This window comes from Trinickia dabaoshanensis (genome assembly GCF_002879885.1).
Taxonomy (GTDB): domain Bacteria; phylum Pseudomonadota; class Gammaproteobacteria; order Burkholderiales; family Burkholderiaceae; genus Trinickia; species Trinickia dabaoshanensis.
Genome location: NZ_PNYA01000013.1, coordinates 64,419 through 86,755, shown reverse-complemented (window position 1 = coordinate 86,755; position 22,337 = coordinate 64,419). Strand labels below are relative to the sequence as shown.

The 22,337-nt window shown below is 64.8% G+C and carries 22 protein-coding genes; 7 read left to right on the top strand and 15 right to left on the bottom strand.

Translation table 11 applies throughout. From position 1 onward, the window contains the following. The first annotated feature begins 69 nt into the window (after positions 1-69). Positions 70-1,491: an ArnT family glycosyltransferase gene (locus tag C0Z18_RS15765; protein WP_102646343.1), complete on the top strand. Its 1,422-nt coding sequence runs from the start codon at positions 70-72 to the stop codon at positions 1,489-1,491. Between the two features lie 44 nt (positions 1,492-1,535). Continuing rightward, positions 1,536-2,741 carry a glycosyltransferase family 9 protein gene (locus C0Z18_RS15760; protein ID WP_102646434.1) on the top strand — a complete coding sequence of 402 codons (1,206 nt, stop codon included), beginning with the start codon at positions 1,536-1,538 and terminating at the stop codon, positions 2,739-2,741. 21 nt (positions 2,742-2,762) lie between these two features. On the opposite strand, the gene C0Z18_RS15755 is transcribed toward C0Z18_RS15760, so the two are convergent. From C0Z18_RS15755 to C0Z18_RS15745, 3 genes are all read right to left on the bottom strand, one after another. Further along, complete coding sequence (locus C0Z18_RS15755; protein WP_233217324.1) at positions 2,763-4,061, bottom strand: O-antigen ligase family protein; 1,299 nt, start codon at positions 4,059-4,061, stop codon at positions 2,763-2,765. 101 nt (positions 4,062-4,162) lie between these two features. Continuing rightward, on the bottom strand, positions 4,163-4,996 hold the full coding sequence (locus tag C0Z18_RS15750) for a glycosyltransferase family 2 protein (protein ID WP_102646342.1): 834 nt from the start codon (positions 4,994-4,996) through the stop codon (positions 4,163-4,165). A gap of 13 nt (positions 4,997-5,009) precedes the next feature. Beyond that, positions 5,010-5,819 (bottom strand): glycosyltransferase family 2 protein, encoded by an 810-nt coding sequence (locus tag C0Z18_RS15745; RefSeq protein WP_102646341.1) that lies wholly within the window; start codon positions 5,817-5,819, stop codon positions 5,010-5,012. A 322-nt stretch (positions 5,820-6,141) separates the two neighbouring features. Here C0Z18_RS15745 and msbA point away from each other — a divergent pair, with 322 nt between their 5' ends. Both msbA and C0Z18_RS15735 read left to right on the top strand, forming a co-directional pair. Further along, on the top strand, positions 6,142-7,923 hold the full coding sequence (msbA, locus tag C0Z18_RS15740; protein ID WP_102646340.1) for a lipid A export permease/ATP-binding protein MsbA: 1,782 nt from the start codon (positions 6,142-6,144) through the stop codon (positions 7,921-7,923). Between the two features lie 55 nt (positions 7,924-7,978). Further along, a complete protein-coding gene (locus C0Z18_RS15735) occupies positions 7,979-9,367 on the top strand; it encodes a pyridoxal phosphate-dependent decarboxylase family protein (protein WP_102646339.1) in 1,389 nt (462 codons plus the stop codon). A gap of 20 nt (positions 9,368-9,387) precedes the next feature. Here C0Z18_RS15735 and C0Z18_RS15730 read toward each other — a convergent pair whose 3' ends face one another. Both C0Z18_RS15730 and C0Z18_RS33195 read right to left on the bottom strand, forming a co-directional pair. Then, positions 9,388-9,705: a hypothetical protein gene (locus C0Z18_RS15730; protein ID WP_102646338.1), complete on the bottom strand. Its 318-nt coding sequence runs from the start codon at positions 9,703-9,705 to the stop codon at positions 9,388-9,390. 77 nt (positions 9,706-9,782) lie between these two features. Continuing rightward, on the bottom strand, positions 9,783-9,941 hold the full coding sequence (locus C0Z18_RS33195) for a hypothetical protein (protein WP_199189459.1): 159 nt from the start codon (positions 9,939-9,941) through the stop codon (positions 9,783-9,785). Positions 9,942-10,157: 216 nt separating this feature from the next. Here C0Z18_RS33195 and C0Z18_RS15725 point away from each other — a divergent pair, with 216 nt between their 5' ends. Beyond that, on the top strand, positions 10,158-10,430 hold the full coding sequence (locus tag C0Z18_RS15725) for a hypothetical protein (protein WP_233217323.1): 273 nt from the start codon (positions 10,158-10,160) through the stop codon (positions 10,428-10,430). Between the two features lie 79 nt (positions 10,431-10,509). Here C0Z18_RS15725 and rng read toward each other — a convergent pair whose 3' ends face one another. The 10 genes from rng to upp form a co-directional block, all read right to left on the bottom strand. Next, positions 10,510-11,973, bottom strand: a complete 1,464-nt coding sequence (gene rng, locus C0Z18_RS15720; protein WP_102646336.1) for a ribonuclease G — start codon at positions 11,971-11,973, stop codon at positions 10,510-10,512. Between the two features lie 10 nt (positions 11,974-11,983). Continuing rightward, entirely contained in the window at positions 11,984-12,619 is a 636-nt protein-coding gene (locus tag C0Z18_RS15715) for a Maf family protein (RefSeq protein ID WP_102646335.1), read from the bottom strand. 52 nt (positions 12,620-12,671) lie between these two features. Further along, the gene (gene rlmH / locus C0Z18_RS15710; protein ID WP_102646432.1) at positions 12,672-13,142 is read right to left on the bottom strand and encodes a 23S rRNA (pseudouridine(1915)-N(3))-methyltransferase RlmH; all 471 of its coding nucleotides are present in this window, start codon (positions 13,140-13,142) and stop codon (positions 12,672-12,674) included. A gap of 54 nt (positions 13,143-13,196) precedes the next feature. Continuing rightward, entirely contained in the window at positions 13,197-13,700 is a 504-nt protein-coding gene (gene rsfS / locus C0Z18_RS15705) for a ribosome silencing factor (RefSeq protein WP_102646334.1), read from the bottom strand. Positions 13,701-13,702: 2 nt separating this feature from the next. After that, positions 13,703-14,383 (bottom strand): nicotinate-nucleotide adenylyltransferase, encoded by a 681-nt coding sequence (locus tag C0Z18_RS15700; protein ID WP_102646333.1) that lies wholly within the window; start codon positions 14,381-14,383, stop codon positions 13,703-13,705. Positions 14,384-14,462: 79 nt separating this feature from the next. Next, positions 14,463-15,389 carry an oxygen-dependent coproporphyrinogen oxidase gene (gene hemF / locus C0Z18_RS15695; RefSeq protein WP_102646332.1) on the bottom strand — a complete coding sequence of 309 codons (927 nt, stop codon included), beginning with the start codon at positions 15,387-15,389 and terminating at the stop codon, positions 14,463-14,465. Positions 15,390-15,463: 74 nt separating this feature from the next. Further along, positions 15,464-16,738, bottom strand: coding sequence for a phosphoribosylamine--glycine ligase (purD, locus tag C0Z18_RS15690; RefSeq protein WP_102646431.1), 1,275 nt, complete (start codon positions 16,736-16,738; stop codon positions 15,464-15,466). 125 nt (positions 16,739-16,863) lie between these two features. Next, the gene (locus tag C0Z18_RS15685; RefSeq protein WP_102646430.1) at positions 16,864-17,592 is read right to left on the bottom strand and encodes a YebC/PmpR family DNA-binding transcriptional regulator; all 729 of its coding nucleotides are present in this window, start codon (positions 17,590-17,592) and stop codon (positions 16,864-16,866) included. A gap of 266 nt (positions 17,593-17,858) precedes the next feature. After that, positions 17,859-19,952, bottom strand: a complete 2,094-nt coding sequence (locus tag C0Z18_RS15680; protein WP_102646331.1) for a putative bifunctional diguanylate cyclase/phosphodiesterase — start codon at positions 19,950-19,952, stop codon at positions 17,859-17,861. Positions 19,953-20,151: 199 nt separating this feature from the next. Continuing rightward, positions 20,152-20,802: a uracil phosphoribosyltransferase gene (gene upp, locus C0Z18_RS15675; protein WP_102646330.1), complete on the bottom strand. Its 651-nt coding sequence runs from the start codon at positions 20,800-20,802 to the stop codon at positions 20,152-20,154. 206 nt (positions 20,803-21,008) lie between these two features. Between upp and C0Z18_RS15670 the strand changes: the two genes are divergently transcribed. Together C0Z18_RS15670 and C0Z18_RS15665 are read left to right on the top strand one after the other, a co-directional pair. Continuing rightward, positions 21,009-21,788, top strand: a complete 780-nt coding sequence (locus tag C0Z18_RS15670) for an SDR family oxidoreductase (protein WP_102646329.1) — start codon at positions 21,009-21,011, stop codon at positions 21,786-21,788. A 75-nt stretch (positions 21,789-21,863) separates the two neighbouring features. Further along, positions 21,864-22,250 (top strand): methylglyoxal synthase, encoded by a 387-nt coding sequence (locus C0Z18_RS15665; protein WP_102646328.1) that lies wholly within the window; start codon positions 21,864-21,866, stop codon positions 22,248-22,250. Positions 22,251-22,337: the final 87 nt, after the last annotated feature.

The window sequence follows — 22,337 nt, the reverse complement described above, 5'->3', positions numbered from 1 at the left end:
CGGACCGAGGGCGCCAGCGCATCGATACGAGAACAAGCCGGATCGGCGCGATCGACTTGGATAACAAAGATGAATAGAGAAATTCCCGCTCTTTGGCGCTGGCTCGTGGTGGCCGCTGCGCTCACGTTCATACCTAGCCTCTTTTTGCCTTATGTCGGCGAAGAGGCGGTCTACACGATTACCACGCTGGAAATGTGGCACGGTCATGTCTGGTCGAACCCGATGCTTTACGGGACGTTCTATGCGAGGCCTCCGTTCCTGAACTGGGTGATGATGCCGTTCGCGTGGGCGTTCGGTGCGGCGCATATCCTCGTCGCGAGCCGGCTCGTCACTGCCCTGGCGACGCTCGGCACGGCGCTGGTACTGCATTGGGCCGCGCGCGGTGTCGGCGTGGGGGCACGGCAAGCATGGCTCGCGGTGCTCGTGTTCTTGAGTTCCGATGCGCTGCTGTATCACGGATGGCTCGCCTACGCGGACCCGGTGTTTTCGCTGCTGGCGTTCGCCGCGGTCGCTTGCGTGGTCGTGGCGGCGAAACAAGAGCGCGTCGCCCTCTTGTGGGTAGCGGCCGCATGCGTATTCGCGGCCTTTCTCACCAAGGCCCTGACCGCCTACGTGTTTATCGGCGTGGCATGGCTTGCCGTCTTCGTGCGTCATCCGAGCGCGCGTGCGACGTTGCTCAAACCCGCCGCGCTGCTGAGCTACGCCGCGGCGCTGGCCGCGCCGCTCGCCTGGTTCCATTTCAACCATAGCGCCGGATTGGGGGGGCATGAGGGCGGCGCCATGGTGGGAGACATCGCGCAAAAGCTGTTGCCGCCGAGCGTCGGCGCTTGGCTCAAGCAACTGGTCGCGTTTCCATTCGAATCGTTTTGCCGATTTTTGCCGCTCTCCGCGCTTGCGGCGTATGCGCTGGTGCGTGGGCGCGCGTCTGCGCAATCGGCTGGTGGACGTTCTTGGGAAGCGACGCTAGGGTGGATCGCACTCGTCAACTTTTTGCCGTACTGGCTCGCCCCTCAGAGCAGCATTCGGTACGTGCTCCCCCTTTATCCGCTGATCGCCTTTTATATCGCGGCGATCTTGGCCCGCGGCACAGCGCGCATGGAGCGCGTCGCCACCTATGCCGTCGCGGCCACCATCGCACTCAAATGTATCGGTTTGGTCGTCTTTCCGCTTTATCAAGCCAAGCACCGGGGCGATGCTCACGCGGCGGCGAAGGAACTCGTCGCATTGGCGGGTGAAAGTCCGATCTATGCCGACGATTTCACGTCGGCCACTTTATGCGTCGTCGGCAATATCGACAGCGTGAGATGGCCCGCCGCGCCGGTCACGGTGCCACCCGCCGGAGCCGCGCAGGGATGGCTCTTGTCGCGCGACGCGAACAAACCGCACACGCGCGTCGTGAAAACCGTCGAACTCGGCAAAGAGCGCCTCGTGTTCCTTTGCCTGGGCCGGACTTGCGAGCAGACCGGTGCGTCCGGGGCGGTCAAGGATTGAAGTAAACTGTCGGCCTATCGTCCAGCCCCTTGCCCGTTCGACTCGTGACCGCCCGCTTTTTCTCCTCCCGCGCGCCTCGTAGCATTCTCGTCGTTTGCACCCGGCGTATCGGCGATGTGTTGCTGACGACGCCGCTCGTGCGCTCGCTCAAGGCGCGCTGGCCGGATACGCCGGTCGACATGCTGGTATTTCGCGGCACGCAAGGGGTGCTCGAGCACAATCCCGACGTACGCCGTGTCATCGTCGTCGCACAACGCGCGAGCCTGCGTGAGCGGCTGGCCGATGCGGCACGGATCTGGCGCCGATACGATCTGGCTTGCGCGGCGACGAGCAGCGACCGGCCGCGCTTCTACAGTTGGTTCGCAGGCAAGCGGCGCGTGGGCCTCGTCGATCCGGACCGGGTGACGCTGCTCAATCGCTTCATGCTGGACGGTATCGCGTTGAGCCATCACGAGACCGTCCATACGGTCGAAAGCAGCCTCGAAGTCGCGCGAGTGCTCGGCATCGAGCCGATCGGCGAGGTCGTCCCGCCCGGCATCGGGGACGATCCTGTGCGTCGCGCCGCCTTCGATGCGCGTTTCGACGCCGCGCCCGCCGTGCTACCGGGGCAGCCGCTCGCGGTCGTTCATCCGGCGCCGATGTTCGAGTACAAGCGTTGGCGCATCGATGGTTGGGCCGAACTCATTCGCTGGTTGCGCTCGCAAGGCTTCGCCGTCGCCTTGACAGGCGGACCGGCGGCGGCGGAGCGCGAGTATGCGCAGAAAATCGTCGCCGCAAGCTGCGAACCGGTGCTCAACCTGGTTGGCGAACTGACGCTCGGAGAAAGCGCTGAAGTATTTCGACGCGCGAAGATTTACATTGGTCCCGACACGAGCGCGACGCATATCGCGGCCGCCACCGGCACGCCGACCGTCGCGCTGTTCGGGCCGACTCATACCATCCGCTGGGCGCCTTGGCCGAAAGGCTGGAAGGCCGGCGCGGCGCTTTGGCCGCTCGTCGGATCGGGGCGCCGCGGCAACGTCTACCTCGTGCAAGGCGAGGCGCCTTGCGTGCCGTGTCATAAGGAAGGGTGCGAGCGGCACCTGGAAAGCCGAAGCGAGTGCCTCGTCACGCTCCCCGCCAGCCGTGTCATCGCTGCGGCCGCGCACATGCTGGGATTGGAGCCGCCGCTCGCCGCTGCAAGCGCGATGGCGGGGGAGGGCGTGGCGATCGTCGACACGTCCGCGCTCGAACGCCGGCCCCGCGCGTAGTCCGCACCTTGCGGCGAGCGGCTAGGTTCGGAGGTTTGCGGGCGCCGCGCGTTCCGCTTCGCCTTCGCGGACGCTCCGATATCCGCAGCCGAGCAAGATACCGCTTAGCAGAGCGAACATATGCCCTTCGGTGAAGTCGAGCAGCAGCGAATTGGCCAGGCTCCCGATGGCGAACGTTGCCAGCCATGCGAGAAGCAGGTGGCGAGAGCGCGGTTCGAGGCGTACACCGTAACGGCCCACTTGCACGATCAGATTGATGAGCAGCAGCACGCCGGGTAGGCCCAACTGCACCGCCATCAACAGATATTCGTTGTGGGGGTTCAACGTCATGGCACCTTCGGCGCCGGTCTCGCCTTTGACCAATTGAGCAAACTCTGCGCCGAGGCCGCCCACGCCGTAGCCCGTCAACGGGCGCGCGCGGACCAACTCCAAGCTCTTGCGATACCACTCTAGCCGCAGGCCGGCCGACGTTACCGCGTCGCTTTGGCGATAGGCCTGTACTTCGCCGGCGACCTCCCCGATACGGCTGCCGCGCGCCGTGAACGCCACCGCGACGACCACGGCAAGTGCCGCCAGTAACGCGGCGCTGTACACGATGAGGCGTACCGGCGAGGCGCGGCGCATTTGCCAAGCGAAGCGCGCCACGATGACGAGGGCGAACATCATGGCGATGGCCTGCCCGGTGCGCCCTTGCAGCATGATCAGCACGTTGGCCAGCGAGAGTAGCGCGACGGCGCCAAACGCCAGGCGCGAGCGCCACGTACGAGCGACGAGAGCGAAATCGGCGGCCTGGTAGAACAAGAGGGCGCCGATCAGCCCCGCGGCGATGCGGTTTTTGAATACCCATGCGCGAGTACTCGGATCGGCCGCCACGTGCGCGGGACCGATCGACGTGATACCCAGGTAGTTGGTGGTGGACAGCACGAGCACGACGCAAAGCGTGACGAACAGGCTCCATCGGGTAATCACGTCCCAATCGGGACGCGAATCGGCAAAGGCGATGACCGCGAACGGCAACAGAAGCAACTTGTAGTACTTGCCGAACCAGGACCACGCTTCATGCGTTCCCGCGCTGCTGTAACTGACGCTCACGGCCAAGGCTGCCAGCACGAGCAGGGCGGACCAGACCGCGCCGTGTCGCAGCATGGCGGGCAGTTTTCGCCAGAACTCCGGGGCGCTCAAAAGAGCCAGTGCGAACAACCCGCAGGTGATGTTGGTCAGTGCCGTGGAAATCGGCACGCAACAGAGCGCGGCGACCGCAAACGCTCTGGCGGCCGTCAGGCGATACGAAGGATTGGTCGCGATCGAAACGTGTTGCAAGGCTGAGCTCCGGTAATGAGTGACGTCGCGATGGCGATGTCGTTGCAGCTACGCCGCGTGGCGCTTACGACGAAGGGCTAGGGACGAGGACGATGAACGCTTTAGGTCACGTCCGTTCGCTCTTCGAGCCCCTTTTCCGCACGCGTCGTACCGTCGGCGAGTCGCGCCAGTACCCGGTCGTGATTCGGACCTTCGCGATCGCGCGCGGCTTCCGGATGCCAGAGATGAAGCACCTCGGTTGCCAAATAGCCGTTCTTTCGGCCGATGCCGGCGTTGTGGAGTCGGGCCACGAGGTCGGCGTCTTCATGTCCCCACCCGACGAACGTCTCGTCGAAACCGTTCACCGCGGCGACGTCGGCGCGCCAAGCGCCAAGGTTGCAAGTCTTGATGCCGCGCCAGACGAAACCGTCGACGCGTCGTTTGGCGAAATCGGGCAGCTTCAGCAGCAGCGGCAAGATTTTGTTGACTTGGCCGGCCAGGCGCTGACGGATCCAGAACACGGCGGGCTGCTCGGCAAGCGCGAGCCGTTTTTCCAGCGCGAGCGCTGTCAGCCGCTGCCGCAACAAGATGCGACTGCCCGTAACGAGCATCCGCGGCTGCGCGAGCGCGCGATGCCGTGCCACGAAATCGCGCTGAGGGACGCAGTCCCCGTCGAGGAAAATCAAGTATTCGCCACGCGCCAACGCGATCGCCCCGTTCCGGCTCGCCGCCGCGCGAAAGCCTTCGTCCGGTTGCCAGGCGTGCACGATCGGTATCGGCGACGCGTGGGCGGTGCGCTCGACGAGTTCGCGCGTCGGCGTGCCGGAGCCATCGTCGGCGACAACGATCTCGAAATGCCGGTCGCTCTGCGCGAGACAGCCGGCCAGAACCAGTTCGAGCGCGTCGGGCCGATTGTAGGTCGTGACGATGACGGTGATCAGCGTGTCGGGTTTCATAAGACTGCCGCGTTTAGCTCGCGTGCCGATCGTTCAGCAACGCGAGCTTTGCATACCGGTAGTAGGTGCCTTCGGCGTTCGCGACAGCGAGCATGAATCCCATCCTCCCGTCCAAGAAACCGCGCCGCAAGACGTAGGTGCGCAAGAACGCCCAGATTCCCTTGCCGATCGCTTTGCCGAGCGAAGAACGCTTGCCGCCCTCGGCCATCGTCAGCGCCCCGGACGTCGAGTACGAATTGGCTTTGTCGAGCGCTTCGTGCAGATCGCCGATCGCGATGTGCACGATGGGGCCGTTGAACGTCCCCGTCGTGCCGTCGATGACCGGGTGGGTGTGGGTGCGCACGTCGGTAAAGCGGGCGCTGCCGCGCCGAAACAGGCGCACGATGCGATCGGGCCACCATCCCGAGTGCTTCATGAACTGGCCGCAGAAGCTCGAGCGGCGCGGCGTCGAAAACGCCGCATGCGTGGCGCCCTGATCGAGCAAGCGTTCGATTTCGCGCCGCAGCTCGTCGCCGACGCGTTCATCCGCATCGAGGCACAATACCCAGTCGCCCGTCGCTTGGGCGAGCGCCCGGTTCTTTTGCGGCCCGTCGCCGGGCCAATCGGTTTCGAATACGCGCGCGCCCAGTTCCCGGCAAAGAGCCGGCGTGCCGTCCGTGCTGCCGGAATCGAAGACGATCGTCTCCATGGCGAGGCCGCGCACCGATTCGAGACAATCTCGAATATCGTGAGCCTCGTTCATCGCGACGATGATCACCGACAGCGTGGCGCGATTCGGACGGGATACGCCGCTATCGTTGGGTTCCGGATGTTGATTGGACATGAGGAGCTAACCTTTCTAACGGGGGCGGCGGCTGGCAACCGGCCGCCGCGTCTCGCGACGCGGCGCGAATCGCTCATTCCGGGCGCTGAGCCCGGCCGGCGCAACCCGCTATTGTAGTCGAATGTCGTGTTACGCCGGTTTTGCGGGGCCGCCGATGACGAGCGGCAAGGCGTCGCCGCCAGGCTATTCCGATGGACGACCGCCGTGGCTGCTCGCGCTGGCCGGCTTATAATGCGTCGGTTTCGCCCCACGCGCGAACAAAGCGACCGAACGCGCGAAGTTAGCGCATGTATTGCAGTCTTTGCTGCTAATAAGGAACGTCTTGGAATCCCAGGCAACATCGAAAAAAACCATCGGCGGCGAACAGTCGTCGACGCCGGCCGTCATGCGGCGTTTGTGGCCCTATTTGAAACCGGTCGTCTGGGTGCTCGTCCTCGCCGTTGTGTCGATGGGCCTGTCCGCTGCCACCGACGCGGGTATCCCGGCCTTGCTCAAGCCGTTGCTCGATCACGGCTTCGGCCAAAACGCGAACGACCGCGCGAAGTGGTACGTTCCGGCCGCGGTGATCGGGCTCGCGATCGTACGCGGTCTGTCCCAATACGCGTCGCAGTACCTGCTCTCGTACGTGTCGAATCGCATCTTGCTGCAACTGCGGCTCGACATGTTCCAGCGCATGATCCACACGAGCGCGACGTTTTTTCAGCGCGAGACGGCAAGCACGGTGATCAATGCGATCGTGTTCGAGGTCAATCAAATCCTCGGCGTGCTGACGAGCGTGATGGTCACGCTCGTGCGCGACTCGCTGTCGGTCTTCTTTCTGCTCGGGTACTTGTTCTATCTGAATTGGCGGCTGACGTTGATCGTCGCGCTGATCCTGCCCGGCATCGGCTGGCTCGTGAGCAAGATCAACCGGCGGTTGCGCCGTCTCGGCCGCGAGCAGCAGTCGCTGACGAACGAGCTGTCGTACATCGTCGAAGAGACGGTGGCCGGCTACAAAGTCGTCAAGATCCACAACGGCGAAGCCTATGAGATGAGCCGGTTCGCGGCGATGAGTCAGCGCTTGCGCGGTTATGCGATGCGCATGACCGTGGCGGGCGGGCTGGCCCAGCCGCTTACGCAGATTCTCGCCTCGGTCGCGCTTGCGATCGTGATCACGATCGCGGTCGTGCAGTCGGCGCACAACCAAACGACGGTCGGCGGTTTCGTTGCGTTCGTGACGTCGATGCTGCTGGTGATCTCGCCGCTGAAGCATTTGATCGACGTGAATCAGCCGCTGCAACGCGGCGTGACGGCCGCCGAATTCATCCTCGCTCTGATCGACGAGCCGCTCGAACCGGCCGGCGGCAGCCGCTCTTTGAGCGCGGCCCGCGGCGAGATCGAGTTCAACGATGTCACGTTTGCCTACGGCGAAGCCGATCGGCTGACGCTCGATCACGTGTCGTTCGTGGCCAGGCCCGGCGAGATGATCGCGTTGGCCGGCCCCTCGGGCAGCGGCAAGACGACACTCGTGAACCTGCTGCCGCGCTTTTTCGCGCCGAAGAGCGGGCGGATTCTCGTCGACGGCGTGCCGATCCACGAGTACGACACGCACGATCTGCGTAGTCAGATCGCGATGGTGAGCCAGGACGTCGTGCTGTTCAACGATACGGTTGCCGCGAACGTCGCTTATGGCGGGGCGCCCGATCGCGCGCGCGTGCAGGCGGCGCTCGAGGCGGCGAACCTGTGGGATACGGTACAGGCGATGCCGGAAGGGATGGATACGCATATCGGGGGCAACGGCATGCGGCTCTCGGGCGGTCAGCGCCAGCGTCTGGCGATCGCTCGCGCGCTCTACAAGAACGCACCGATTTTGATTCTCGATGAAGCCACGTCGGCGCTCGATTCGGAATCCGAGCGGCACGTGCAGGCGGCGCTCGAAACGCTGATGAAGGGCCGCACGACGCTCGTCATCGCGCACCGACTCTCCACGATCGAGCGCGCCGACCGCATCCTCGTGATGGAAGGGGGGCGCATCGTCGAGCAAGGCAGTCACGGGGCCCTATTGCAACAAGGCGGCCTCTACGCGCATTTGCATCGAATCCAATACCAACAGCAAGCGGCGTAAGGGCGCTCGCTCGAGCCAGCCCGGCGCGCGCCGGTTGTGATTTGCGGGGCCTCGCATGTACGAAAAACTGTCGCACGATTCGCAAGAACTCGAAGCATTGCTCACACGTACGTTGCGTCATGCCACGCAAACGCTCGCCGGCCTCGATCGGCGAGCGGTCGCGTTGGCACCGGGCGCGACGCAGCCGCAGCCGTTGCCCGAGCATGGCGCCGGGTTTGCCGGCGCACTCGACGAATTCACCGCCCGCTGGGCGCCGGGCTTTTCGGGCAGCGCCGGCCCGCGCTATCTGGGCTTCGTAACGGGCGGCGCGACCCCCGCCTCGATCGGCGGCGATTGGCTCACCAGCGTCTACGATCAGAATCCCACGGCGGGCATCGACAGTACGGCGCCCGATCTCGAGCGCGAGACGGTGGAACGGCTACGGCAGTTGTTCGGGCTGTCGCAGGCGCATCGCGGTACGTTCGTGAGCGGCGCGACGATGTCGAACTTCGTCGGGCTCGCGATCGGCCGCGAGTGGCTGGGCGAGCAGCGTGGCGTGAGCGTGGCGGAGGAAGGCGTTGCCGCGCTCGGGCCCGTTCACGTATTGTCCGCTACGCCGCATTCGAGCATCTACAAGGCATTGTCGATGCTCGGCATCGGGCGCAAGTCGGTACAGAAAATCACGCCGCTCGCGGGCCGCGAGGCGATCGATCTCGCGGCGCTGGAGGCGGCGCTCGATCGGCTCCAAGGCAGCAACGTGATCGTCGTGGCGAACGCGGGTACGGTCAATACGGTCGACTTCGACGATTTGGCGGCGATTGCGGCACTGAAGGCGCGTTATTCGTTTTGGCTTCATGTGGACGGCGCGTTCGGCGCCTTTGCGGCCTTATCGAAGGAGCACGACGGGCTCGTAGCCGGCATCGATGCGGCCGATTCGGTTTGCATCGATTTGCATAAGTGGCTCAACGTGCCGTACGACTCGGCGGTCCAATTCTCGCGCCGGCGCGATCTGCAAGTGCGTGTCTTCCAAAATGCCGCGGCCTATCTGGGCCTGCCGGGAGACAATCCGGATTTCGTCCATCTGACGCCGGAAAACTCACGGCGATTGCGGGCCATGTCGGCCTGGTTCTCGTTGGCCGCATACGGCCGCGCGGGCCACGCGGAGATCGTCGAGCGCAACGTGCGCATGGCGCGCGCGCTGGGCGATCGCATCGCTGCGGATTCCCGCTTCAAGCTGCTCGCGCCCACTCGCTTGAACGTGGTGTGCTTCACGCTGGCCGAGGCGCCGAGCGAGGCACGCGTGCAAGCTTATATGCTCGCGGTGCGCGACCGCGGCGAGGTGTTCATCTCGCCGACCGTCTACGGCGGGACCTGGGCGCTGCGCGCGGCGTTCTCGAATTGGCGCACGGACGAAGGCGACGTCGAGCGCGTGTATGCGTCGCTGGCCGCCGCGCTCGGCGAATAGCGCGCTGCCGACGAGGCTGCTTACACGCCGCCCGTGACGAGCGGCAAGACAGTCAAGTCGGGGTGGGTGCCGTCCACGATCGTGCGACCGACGTGCATGCCTTCGTCGAGCGCATCGGCGGGGCTCGCAAAGCCGACGTCGCCGTCGGCGTGAAAGGGCACGGCATGACCGGGCAGCTTCGGATCGGCGCCCGGGTGGCAGACGTAACCGATATAGGTAAAGGTTTGTCCCGCCGGTAGGGGCGTATTCTCGCCGGGCTCACGCGTGAGCGGGGCCACGTGGACTTCGAACCCCTCGTATTGGGTCATTTGCCACAGGGCGTCTTCTTCTTCCGACATATCTTTTCTCCTGGCGTCCCAGAGATTGCGCGCGTACGCGGATCGCGCCGCTAACGAGGGGCTCCCCGGCGCGCGCGTCAGTGCCGGTGTCTGAGCCGGTCCCAAAGCCGGTTGTTGTGCATGCGATGCAGCCAGCGCGCCCGTTGATGCTCGCGATGGTAGTGCGTCGCCACGATGACGACGACAGCAATCAGCAAGATGATGCCAACGACGACGTCCCCGATCGATTCGGCCATGATGGTCTCCTTGCAAGCCAGCCGCTAGGAAAATTCTAGGAGATTTCATGGGGAGCGCGCAGGCGGCGCGCCATCGATTCGATGTGGCCCGAATTCGTACCGCGGCTCACCGCTTTCCGTATTACAGCGGCCATTACACCTTTTACTCCGTGACACAAGTCGTTGGCGAACGCGGGGACGGTCGCCGCCGTCTAATCGAGCGACAGGAGGAGCATCATGAAAAGGTCGTTCGTTGTCCTAATGGTTTCCGCCGCGGCTTTGGCGGCAATGGGTTCGCTCTCGGGCTGTGTCGTCGCCCCTGCCGCGCCGGCGTATGGGTATGGCTACGATTATTACCAGCCCGCTTATGGATACTACCCGGGATATGCGGAGCCCTCGGTCGGCATCGGCATCGGCTTCGGCGACGGCTGGGGCGGACATGGCTGGGGGGACCACGATCGGGGGGATCACGATTGGCATGGCCACGGGGGCTGGCACGGTCGCCACTGAACGAAGGGCGGCGCGGCCGCCCTTTTCGATGCGCGTTTTGGTCTGAACGATACGAGGCCCGCGCGAACGCGCGCAGGCGTTACATCAAGACGATGTCGTATTGTTCCTGGCTCAGATTCGACTCCACTTGCAGCGACACGGGTTTGCCGATGAAATCGATGAGCATCGCCAGGTGCTGCGATTCCTCGTCCAAAAACAAATCGATGACTTGCTGGGACGCCACGACGCGAAACTCGCGCGGATTGAACTGCCGCGACTCGCGCAGGATCTCTCGCAGCACGTCGTAGCAGACCGTGCGCGGCGTTTTGACCTGACCTTTGCCCTGGCACACGGGGCACGGCTCGCACAGCACGTGGGCGAGCGATTCGCGCGTGCGTTTGCGCGTCATCTCGACGAGCCCCAATTGCGAGAATCCGTTCACCGTCGAGCGCGTGCGGTCGCGCGCGAGCGCTTTCTTCAGCTCGCCGAGCACGGCGTCGCGGTGCTCGGCATTCTCCATATCGATGAAGTCGATGATGATGATGCCGCCGAGATTGCGTAGCCGCAGTTGCCGCGCGATCGTATGCGCGGCTTCGAGGTTCGTCTTGAAGATCGTGTCGTCGAAATTGCGCGCGCCGACATAGCCGCCCGTGTTGACGTCGATCGTCGTCATGGCTTCGGTCTGATCGATCATCAAGTAACCGCCCGATTTCAGATCGACCCGGCGCGAAAGCGCGCGCTGGATCTCGGTCTCGATGTTGTACAGATCGAACAGCGGCCGCTCGCCCGTGTAATGGTGCAGCTTCGAACTGACGGCCGGGGTGAACTCGGCGGCGAAGTCGGCCAGCATTTGATGCGTTTCGCGCGAGTCCACTTGAATACGCGACGTTTCGTCCGTCACGAAATCGCGCAGCACGCGCTGCGCCAAGTTCAAATCTTGATAAAGCAGGCTCGTGGGCGGCAGACGCTGCGACTGCGCGACCACGGTCGCCCATGTCTTGCGCAAATAGGCGACGTCGCTGGCCAATTCCTCGCTCGTGGCGTCTTCGGCCATCGTGCGCACGATATAGCCGCCTTTCTCTTCGGCCGGCAGCACGGCGGTCAGCCGCGCTCGGATCGCTTCGCGCTCGGCTTCGCTTTCGATCTTTTGCGAAATGCCGATGTGCGGCTCCTGCGGCAGATACACGAGCATGCGGCCCGCGATGCTGATCTGCGTGGACAGGCGAGCGCCTTTCGTCCCGATCGGGTCCTTGATGACTTGCACCGTCAGCGTTTGGCCCTCGAAGACGATCTTCTCGATCGGCTGCTGGGGGCTCGCGTGTTCGCCGGCCAAGCGCGGATGCCAAATGTCGGCCACGTGCAAAAAGGCGGCTCGCTCGAGCCCGATATCGATGAACGCCGATTGCATGCCCGGCAGCACGCGTACGACCTTGCCCAGATAAACGTTGCCCACGCGCCCGCGCGAGAGCGTGCGCTCGACATGCAGCTCCTGCACGGCGCCTTGTTGGATCAGTGCGACTCGCGTTTCCTGCGGCGTGACATTGATTAGGATTTCTTCGTTCATGTCGGCGGCTTTAGAAGTCGACGCGCGCTTGACGCAGCAGCGCAGCCGTCTCAAATAGGGGCAGACCCATGATACCCGAATAGGATCCGTCGATCCGTTCGATGAATTCGGCTGCTCGCCCCTGAATCCCGTAAGCCCCGGCCTTGCCGAGCGGTTCCCCCGTCATGGCGTAGCGGGTGAGCCTAGGCAGCGGCACGTTCGCGAAGGACACCGTCGAGCGCGACAACGCCGGGGGCAGAACCGTGCCGTCGGCATCGACGACCGCCAGCGCAGTCAGCACTTCGTGTTCGCGCCCCACGAGGCGCGCGAGCATTTGCACGGCGTGCTCGACGTCGTTCGGCTTGCCGAGGATCGCATCGTCGATCGTCACCGTCGTATCGGCCACCAAGATCGGTGCGCGCGCGTGACCGCTTGCCTCGAGCCTGGCACGGGCGGCCTCGGCTTTTGCCGCGCAGACACGCACGACGTAGGCGTGAGCCGGCTCGCCCGCGCGCTCGGCTTCGAGCGCCTCGGCGTCCTCGTCGGCGCGCGGTAGCAGCAATTCGAAGCGAACGCCGAGTTGCGCCAGGAGTTCTTGCCGGCGCGGGCTCTGCGAAGCCAGGTAGATGAAAGGGTAGGAAGATGCGCGGGTGTTCGGCTGCGGCATGTGTCGTTCTCGTTGGGCGTAGGCGCCCGGTCTCACGAGAACGGACGCCGCATCAGACGCGATGATAGGGGTGATTCTGCGTGATGCTCCACGCGCGGTAAAGCTGTTCCGCTAACAGCACGCGGACCATGCCGTGCGGCAGCGTCAAGCTCGAGACGCGTAGCAGCAATTCGGCGCGCGCCTTGATCTGCGGATCGAGCCCGTCGGCGCCGCCGATGACGAAGGCGACGTCGCGGCCTTCCCGTTGCCAGCTGGGCAGGGCGGCGGCCAGTTGCATCGTCGTCCAGTCGCGACCGCGCTCGTCGAGCGCGACCACGAGCGCGCCTTTCGGCAAGGCGGCCTCGATGCGCTGCCCCTCCGCCGCCATGACGCTTTGCGCGGAGCGGCCGCCCGTTCTTGCATCGGGCTTGATTTCGCGTAGCTCGATTCGCAATTCGGGCGGCATCCGCTTCGCGTATTCGTCGAAGCCGGCCGAAATCCAATCGGGCATCTTATGGCCGACGGCCAAAATATGGAGTTTCATCGCGTCGGGCAAGGCGACGAACGCCCCGCGCATGCGCGGGCACGTCCACCCTCGTTACTTGGCGCTCGTCTTGCGCGCGGGGCTCTTCCGGGCGGGGCTGTTGCGCGCGGGGCTCTTGCGTGCCGGCTTGGCGGCGGGCGCCGCGGCTTCCTCTTCTTCGTCCTCGTCCTCGTCTTCGGGCTCGCTCGCCCGCGCGCCGCCGAACGGGCTCGTAGTCGTGAGCTTCACGCGCACGGGCTTATCGCCCCAGATTTCCTCGAGGTTGTAGTACTGGCGCAGGGCCGGTTGCAGGATGTGCACGACGGCATCGCCGCAATCGACGAGCACCCATTCGCCGATATCCTCGCCCTCGGTGCTGATGATTTCGCCGCCGGCTTCCTTCACCTTCTCGCGCACGCTGGATGCGAGCGCCTTCGTCTGCCGGTTCGAATTGCCGCTCGCGACGACGACGCGGTCGAAGAGTTCGGTCAGATGGCTCGTGTTGAAGACCCGGATGTCTTGCGCCTTGACGTCTTCGAGACCGTCTACGATCGCGCGCTGCAGTTTGCGAATGTCCATGATTACGGATGATACAAATGATGTTGAAGGATATAGTCCCAGACGGCCTCGGGGATCGGTTCGGCGGCCGCGCCCGAGCGCGTCGCCGTTTCGTGCGCCAGTCGCGCTTTCACGTGAGCGCGAATGTCGGTGGCCGAGACATCCAGCGCGAGGGTATCGTCGACGAGCAGGTGCCCGGCGCTCGTCGCGCGCAGCGTGGCGGCATCGGCCCGGCGCCGGCCGAGCTCGTCGGAGAGCGCCGGCGAGAGGCTCGACAAGTCGAACCCGGGGCGCGTCGCCGCGCAGATGTGCGTGAATTCGAACAATCGGCGCCAGTCGCGCCACGTGTCGAGGCGCAGCAGTTGATCGGCTCCGATCAGCAGCGAGAGGGAGACGTCGCGGCCCTCGCGCGCGCGCCAGCGCGCCACCGTCTCGACCGTGTAGGTAGGGCCCGCGTGTTCGATTTCGTCGGTCGCCACCGTCACGGCCACGCCGGGCAGCACGAGCGAGGCGGCCGCCGCGCGCGTCATCGCCAAGCGGTGCTCGGGCTTTGATACACCCGATTTTTGATACGGCTGACCGGCCGGCAGCAGCACGAGTTCGGTGAGCTGCAAGAGGTCGGCGAAGCGCCGCGCGAGCGCGAGGTGTCCGTTGTGGATCGGATCGAACGTGCCGCCGAGCAGGCCGACGCGGCGCGGCAGCATCGCGCGGGCATCGGATGCGCGGCTAGACGTGGCGGGGGCGGTCGAGATCAGATGTCGGTCCTCGTTGAGCGATCGCGTTTTAAACGAGCCAGTCGCGCGGCTTCAGGAAATCGCCGTAAAGACGCGCCTCGGGTGACCCGGGCTCCGGCTGCCAATCGTAACGCCAGTTCGCCACGGGCGGCATCGACATCAAAATCGACTCGGTGCGCCCACCGCTTTGCAGCCCGAATAGTGTGCCACGGTCGTACACGAGGTTGAATTCGACGTAGCGGCCGCGCCGGTAGCCCTGGAAATCACGTTCGCGCTGGCCGTACGGGGTCGCTCGCCGCTTCTCGAGCAGCGGCAGGTAAGCGTTCACGAACGCATCGCCCACGCTCCGTACCATCGCGAACGAGCGCTCGAAACCGAGCTCGTCGAAATCGTCGAAGAAAATGCCGCCGACGCCACGCGTTTCGTTGCGGTGCTTCAGAAAGAAGTAATCGTCGCACCAGCGCTTGAAGCGCGGGTAGAGCTCGGCGCCGAACGGTGCCAGCGCGTCGCGGCACACCCCGTGAAAATGCACGGCGTCTTCCTCGAAGCCGTAATAGGGTGTCAGATCCATACCGCCGCCGAACCAGAACACCGGGGCCTCGCCTTCCTTGGTGGCGGCGAGCATGCGCACGTTCATATGCGCGGTCGGGCAATACGGATTGCGCGGGTGCATGACGAGGGAAACGCCCATCGCCTCGAAACCGCGCCCGGCCAGGTGCGGGCGCAAGGCGGTAGCCGACGGCGGGAGCTGCTCGCCCGCCACGTCGGAGAAGCCCACGCCGCCGCGCTCCAAGAGTGCGCCGTTTTCGAGAATGCGCGTAATGCCGCCCCCGCGCAGGCGCTCGCCAGCGGGCCGTTGCCACGCGTCGACGCCGAACGGCGTGCCGTCCAGCGCGCCGAGCGCGTCGGCAATGCGCGTTTGCAGCCCTTGCAGGTAGCTGCGCACTTGAGAGACGTCGTAGGTCTTGTCGGACATGATAGGACGGACGCGAAAGTAACGGAAACCGGGCCCGATGAGGGCCCGGGGCGGCACACCCTGGCTTGGTGCGGTCAGTGCTTGCGGTTCAGCGCGCGATAGCCGATGTCGCGGCGATACTGCATTCCGTCGAACGAGATTTGGTTGATCGTTTCATACGCGGCCGATTGGGCTCCACGCACCGAGTCGGACAAGCCGACTACACATAGTACGCGCCCGCCCGAGGTCACGAGCTTGCCGTCGACGAGCGAGGTGCCGGCATGGAACGTGACCGCGTTCTCGGTCTCGGCCGGGATGCCGTTGATGCGGTCGCCCTTGCGCGGTGTGTCGGGGTAATTGTGCGCCGCGAGCACGACGCCGAGCGCGGTGCGCCGGTCCCACGTGAGCTCGACGGTATCGAGGGTCCCGGCGATCGCCGCCTCGAGCACCTTCGAGAAATCGCCCTTCAAGCGTGCCATGATCGGCTGCGTTTCGGGGTCGCCCATGCGGCAGTTGAACTCGAGCGTCTTCGGGTTGCCCTCGCTGTCGATCATGAGGCCCGCGTAGAGGAAGCCCGTATAGCGGATGCCTTCCTTTTCCATGCCGCGCACGGTGGGCAAAATGATTTCGCGCATCACGCGAGCGTGCAATTGCGGCGTGACGATCGGCGCGGGCGAATAGGCGCCCATGCCGCCCGTGTTGGGGCCGCGATCCTCGTCGAGCAGCCGCTTGTGGTCTTGGCTCGAGGCGAGCGCCAGCACGTGCTTGCCATCCACCATGACGATGAAGCTCGCTTCCTCGCCGGCGAGAAACTCTTCGACGACGACGCGCGCACCGGCATCGCCGAGCTTGTTGTCGGCGAGCATCATGTCGATGGCGCCATGCGCTTCGTCGAGCGTTTGCGCGACGACGACACCTTTACCCGCGGCCAGGCCGTCGGCTTTGATGACGATCGGCGCACCCTTGCGATCGACGTACGCATGGGCGAGGGCGGCGTCGGAGAACGTTTCGTACTCGGCCGTCGGAATGCCGTGGCGCTTCATGAACGCTTTGGCGAAGTCCTTCGAGCTTTCGAGTTGGGCTGCTTCCTTCGAGGGCCCGAATACCTTCAGGCCGCGCTGGCGGAAGACATTGACGATGCCGGCCGCGAGCGGCGCTTCGGGGCCGACCACGGTCAGCGCGATCTGCTCTTGTTCGACGAAATCGGCCAGTGCGTTCAGATCGGTGATATCGACGTTGCGCAGGCGCTCGTCGCTCGCCGTGCCGCCGTTGCCGGGCGCGACGTAGACGAGTTGCACGCGCGGAGACTGCGCGAGCTTCCAAGCGAGGGCGTGTTCGCGACCGCCGCCACCGACGACGAGTAGTTTCATATGATGGTTCCCCGAAGACATAAAAGAGGGGCGGCCGGCGCATTGAGCCCGGCCGCGATGTCGTTGCCTTGCGCGCCAGGCGCCCCCGGTTCACTTCACGGCGGACGCGGCGCGCGATGCATCCCTTACTCGTCCGCGATCGACGCGTTCGTGTAGACCTCTTGCACGTCGTCGAGATTCTCGAGCGCGTCGAGGAGCTTTTGCATCTTCACGGCTTCGTCGCCGGCGAATTCGACTTCCGTCTGGGGCTTCATCGTCACTTCGGCGAGTTCGGCCTTGAAGCCGGCGGCCTCGAGCGCTTGCTTGACCTTGGAGAAGTCGTTCGGGCCGCACAGCACTTCGATGCTGCCGTCCTCGTTCGTGACGACGTCATTCGCGCCGGCTTCGAGCGCCGCGTCCATGAGCTTGTCCTCGGACGTGCCGGGCGCGAACAGGAATTGGCCGACGTGATCGAACAGGAACGACACCGAGCCGTCCGTGCCCATGTTGCCGCCGAATTTCGAGAACGCATGACGCACCTCGGCGACGGTACGCGTACGGTTGTCGGTCATCGTATCGACGATGACGGCCGCGCCGCCGATGCCGTAGCCTTCGTAGCGGATTTCTTCGTAGTTCGCGCCATCGACCCCGCCCACGCCGCGCTGAATCGCGCGGTTGATGTTGTCCTTGGGCATGTTGGCGTCATAGGCCTTTTCGACCGCGAGCCGCAAGCGCGGATTCGAATCGATCTCGCCCCCGCCCATGCGGGCCGCGACTTGGATTTCCTTGATCAGGCGCGTCCAAACCTTGCCGCGCTTGGCGTCGGCCGCGGCCTTCTTATGTTTGATGTTGGCCCATTTCGAGTGACCAGCCATACCTTTCTCCGTGGCGCGCGCCCATCCGGCACACGCATGATGCGTTTTTGTCGATTGCGAATCGTTCGAACCGTGCGAGTCCTGCCGTGGTTCAGTTCGGGTATCGGGCGGCGTGCGCGCGCGTTGGCGGCCAATGTGGGCCGAGATGCGCGATGCAAACAGAGCGGGCCGTCCCAAAGAGCAGACCGTGATTTTACCATGCCCGGACACGCGCACGAGGCCGGGCCGGCCTCGCGCATTCGGCGCGAGGCGGCGGCGCGGCCCGTTCAGGCGGAAACCGGCGCGGCGTGCCGGGCGCCTTCGCCCGGTTTGCCGAGCAACGCGGCGAACGCATCGGGTTCGAGCGGCACGCCGAGCAAGTAGCCTTGTAGCTGGTCGCAGCGCAGCGCCTCGAGCTTCTCGCGTTGCGACACCGTTTCCACGCCTTCCGCGACGACGTTCATCCCCAGCGAATGAGCCAGATCGATGATCGCCGAGACGATCGCCGCCCCTTCGTTGTCGTGCGTGTCCAAGCCGTCCACGAAAAAGCGGTCGATCTTCAGTTGCCGCACGCGAAAGCGCTGCAAATAGGCGAGGCTCGAATAGCCGGTGCCGAAGTCGTCGATGGCCACTTCGAACCCGCTTTTTTGGAATGCATGCACCATCTCGGCCATGCGGCGTACGTCGTGCATTGCGGCCGTTTCGGTGATCTCGAACATGATCCGCTCGGGACCCATGCGCTCCGCGCGCACGATGTCCTGGATCGTCGCGAGCAGATCGGGTTGGGCGAGTTGGCGCGGCGAGAGGTTGATCGCCACCTTCGTCGTCGTGAGTCCCGCCGCCTCCCAGCGGCGAATCTGGCGGCACGCTTCGCCCACGACCCAATAGCCGATCGGGACGATTTGCCCGTTGCGCTCGGCGATCGAAATGAACTCGACGGGGGACAGTTGCCCAAGCGTCGGATGATTGAGCCGCAGCAGCGCCTCGGCGCCGGACAATGCGCCGTCGCGGCCGTAAAACTTCGGCTGAAAGCGCAGCGAAAAGTAACCCTTGTCCAGTGCCTCGTGCAGCGCTTGCTGGATCAACAGCGTTCGATTGGCCGCCTCGTTCATGTCCGATTCGAAGAAGCGGGACGTGCCCCGGCCGGCGCGCTTGGCGGCATACATCGCCGCGTCGGCATTTTTCAGCAACGCCTCGACGGTGTCGCCGTCGCGCGGGAACAGCGCGATACCGATGCTCGGCGCGACCTGCAACGGCCGCTCGTCCACCCAAATCGTCTCGCGCATCCGCTCGAGCACGGATTCGGCCACGCGCTGCGCGTCTTCGGGTAATCCGATATGCCGCATCAATATGACGAATTCGTCGCCGCCCAGGCGCGCCACGGTGTCGCCGGCCTCCACGCAGTCGACGAGGCGCCGCGCGAACGTACTGAGTACTTGGTCGCCGACGGTATGGCCGAGCGAATCGTTGATCGTCTTGAACCCGTCGAGATCCATGAATAGGATCGCGAACAGGTTCTTGCCGTGCTTGCCGAGTTCGATCGCGCGCTCGATATGCTCGGTGAGCGTGCGCCGGTTCGGCAAATCGGTGAGCGAGTCGAACGCGGCCATGTACACGATTCGGCTGTTCAGTTGCGAGACCGATTGCACGAGCGAGGCCGTGCGCGCATCGAACCGCGAGAGCATCAGCGTGACGATCAGGATCGCGAACGTGAAAATCGAAATCGTCGTGCCGAGCCAGCGCAGATCCACGCCGCCGGCGGCCCCGCAAATCGCGCCCGGCAGAAAATTGGCCGCCGCATTCGCCGTGTAGTGCATGCCGGTAATGGCGAGCCCCATGACGAGCGACGCGGCCATGCGCTTGGGCACCACGTGACGTTGATCTTCGGTCCGCAGTGTGTGCGCCATGAACAGCGCGGCCCCCGAGGCAACGATCGCAATGACGATAGAGGCGGCGACGAGCGCCGGATCGTAGACGATGCCGGGTTGCATCCGCATCGCGGCGTCGCCGGTGTAATGCATGCCGGCGATACCGAGTCCCATGAGCACCGAGGCGCACGCGAGGCGAGGCATGCCGAGCGTCGTGCGCGTGATGACGCGCAGCGCGAAATACGACACGGCGATGGCGATCAGCAGCGAGCAGGCCGTGATCCCAAAATCGTAGCCGAGCGGAATCGGCAGCGAAAAAGCGAGCACGCCGATGAAATGCATCGACCAGATGCCGACGCCCATCGCCATGGCGCCGCCGGCAAGCCAGGCTTGACGCTGCCTGCTGCCGAGCAATTGAGCGATGCGCCCGGAAAGATCCAGGGCGGTATACGAGGCGAGCGTCGCGACGACGAGCGAAAGCGCGACGAGCCAAAAATTGTAAGTGCCGTGCATGGCGAACTGGCGATGACGGGAGTGGGTCCACGTCGTTTAACGGCACGCCGGGCGTTTTTCTGATGCGAGACAAACCCGTGGGGCTCGCGATTTTAATCGGCCGGTGTGTTGGACGCGGCGCCGACGGCCGCGAGCGAGGCGCGCCGCTACGGTTAGCGGGCGCGCGCTAATAGGTCGATTCGATACTTCCCCGTTATTGTCAGTTCTTCGTGCCGAACAGGCGGTCGCCGGCATCGCCGAGACCCGGCACGATATACGCGTGCTCGTTCAGGTGCGAATCGAGCGAGGCGACGTACAGCTTCACGTCGGGATGCGCGTCTTGGAACACTTGCACGCCCTCGGGCGCCGCCACGAGGGCGACGAACGAAATTTCCTCGCCCGCCACGCCGCGCCGTTTGAGCACATCCACCGCGTGCACGGCCGAATAGCCGGTCGCAACCATCGGATCGCACAGGATGAAGGTGCGGTCTTCGAGGTCGGGCAAGCGCACGAGATATTCGACGGGACGATGCTCCGCGTCCCGATACACGCCGATGTGTCCCACGCGTGCCGACGGAATGAGCTCGAGCAAACCGTCGGACATGCCCACACCCGCGCGCAGCACCGGCACGATCGCGAGCTTCTTGCCCGCGATCACGGGGGCGTCGATCTCGACGAGCGGCGTTTCCACCCGACGCGTCGTGATCGGCAAGTTGCGCGTGATTTCGTAGCCCATGAGCAGCGTGATCTCGCGCAACAGCTCGCGAAACGTCCTCGTGGACGTGTCCTTGTCGCGCATGTGGGTGAGCTTATGCTGGATCAGCGGATGGTTGAGGATGAACAGATTCGGGAAGCGGCTGTCTTGTTTCATGGCGGGGGCGCGAGGCGGCGCGACAAAATTATTCAGACAAGTTTACCTAAAGAAGACGCGCGCTCGCCGAATTTTCGTCGCGGCCCGAGCGTATCGCATCCGGTGAGGCGGCAGCGCGCGCACCGCCGGCCGGCGGGCCGGGCTTCGGCGCGGTTGCGGCGATTCTTCTACAATCGCCCCCATTGCCATCCTCATCCGGAACTAGTATGGACCTTGGAATCGCAGGACGCACCGCTTTGGTTTGCGCCGCCAGCAAGGGGTTGGGCCGAGGCTGCGCCGAGGCGCTGGCGGCCGAAGGCGTGAACCTCGTCATCGTCGCCCGCACGAGCGAAACGCTCGAGGCCACCGCCGCGGACATTCGTGCGAAGACGGGCGTCACGGTGCGCACCGTCGCTTGCGATATCACGACGCCGCAGGGGCGCGACGCCGCGCTCGCGGCTTGTCCGGCCCCGGATATCCTCGTGAACAACGCCGGCGGCCCGCCCCCGGGCGACTTCCGCAAGTTCACGCACGACGATTGGATGCGCGCATTGGAGGCGAACATGCTGACGCCGATCGCCCTCCTGCAAGCGACGATCGACGGCATGATCGAGCGCGGCTTCGGCCGCATCGTCAACATCACGAGTTCGGCGGTGAAGGCGCCGATCGACGTGCTGGGGCTGTCCAACGGTGCGCGCTCGGGGCTGACGGGCTTCGTGGCGGGCGTAGCGCGCAAGGTCGCCCAGCACAACGTGACGATCAACAATCTGCTGCCGGGCTTGTTCGATACCGATCGCATCGCCACCACGTTGAATGCGCAGGCGCAAGCGAAGGGCGTGTCGCTCGATGAGGCGCGGCGCGAGCGCGCGGCCTCGATTCCGGCGCAACGGCTCGGGCAGCCGGAGGAGTTCGGCAAAGCCTGCGCGTTCTTGTGCAGCGTGCATGCGGGCTATATCACGGGCCAAAATTGGCTGCTCGACGGCGGCGCCTTCCCCGGAACATTTTGAAAATTCGCGCGACGAGCGCGCTCACCGATCGCTACGATCGATTTTTTGCTGGTTAGACCAAGAAGGAGCGGTGCCATGACTGCCTGCGTCGCGCTGATCGCGCACGATCATAAGAAAGACGACATCGTCGCCCTCGCAGGCGAATATGCCCCGACGCTACGCCAATGCAGGCTCATCGCGACGGGCACGACGGGCGGGCGCATCGGCGATACGCACGGACTGACCGTCGAGCGCATGCTCTCGGGCCCATACGGCGGCGATCTGCAAATCGGAGCGATGTTGGCCGAGGGAAAAGTCGATCTCGTCATTTTCCTGCGCGATCCGATGACGCCTCAGCCGCACGAACCCGATATCAACGCGCTCGTGCGCGCCTGCGACGTGCACGACGTGCCCTGCGCGACGAACGTCGCCACGGCGCGCATGCTGCTCGATACGCTCGCGGCGCGTACCGCCGCCGCCTGAGCGGGCGCGCGCGTTGTCGTTGTATATCGATATCACGCAATCCTCGACGCGGCGGTCTTAGGCTTTGCCGCATCGACCGAACAACTC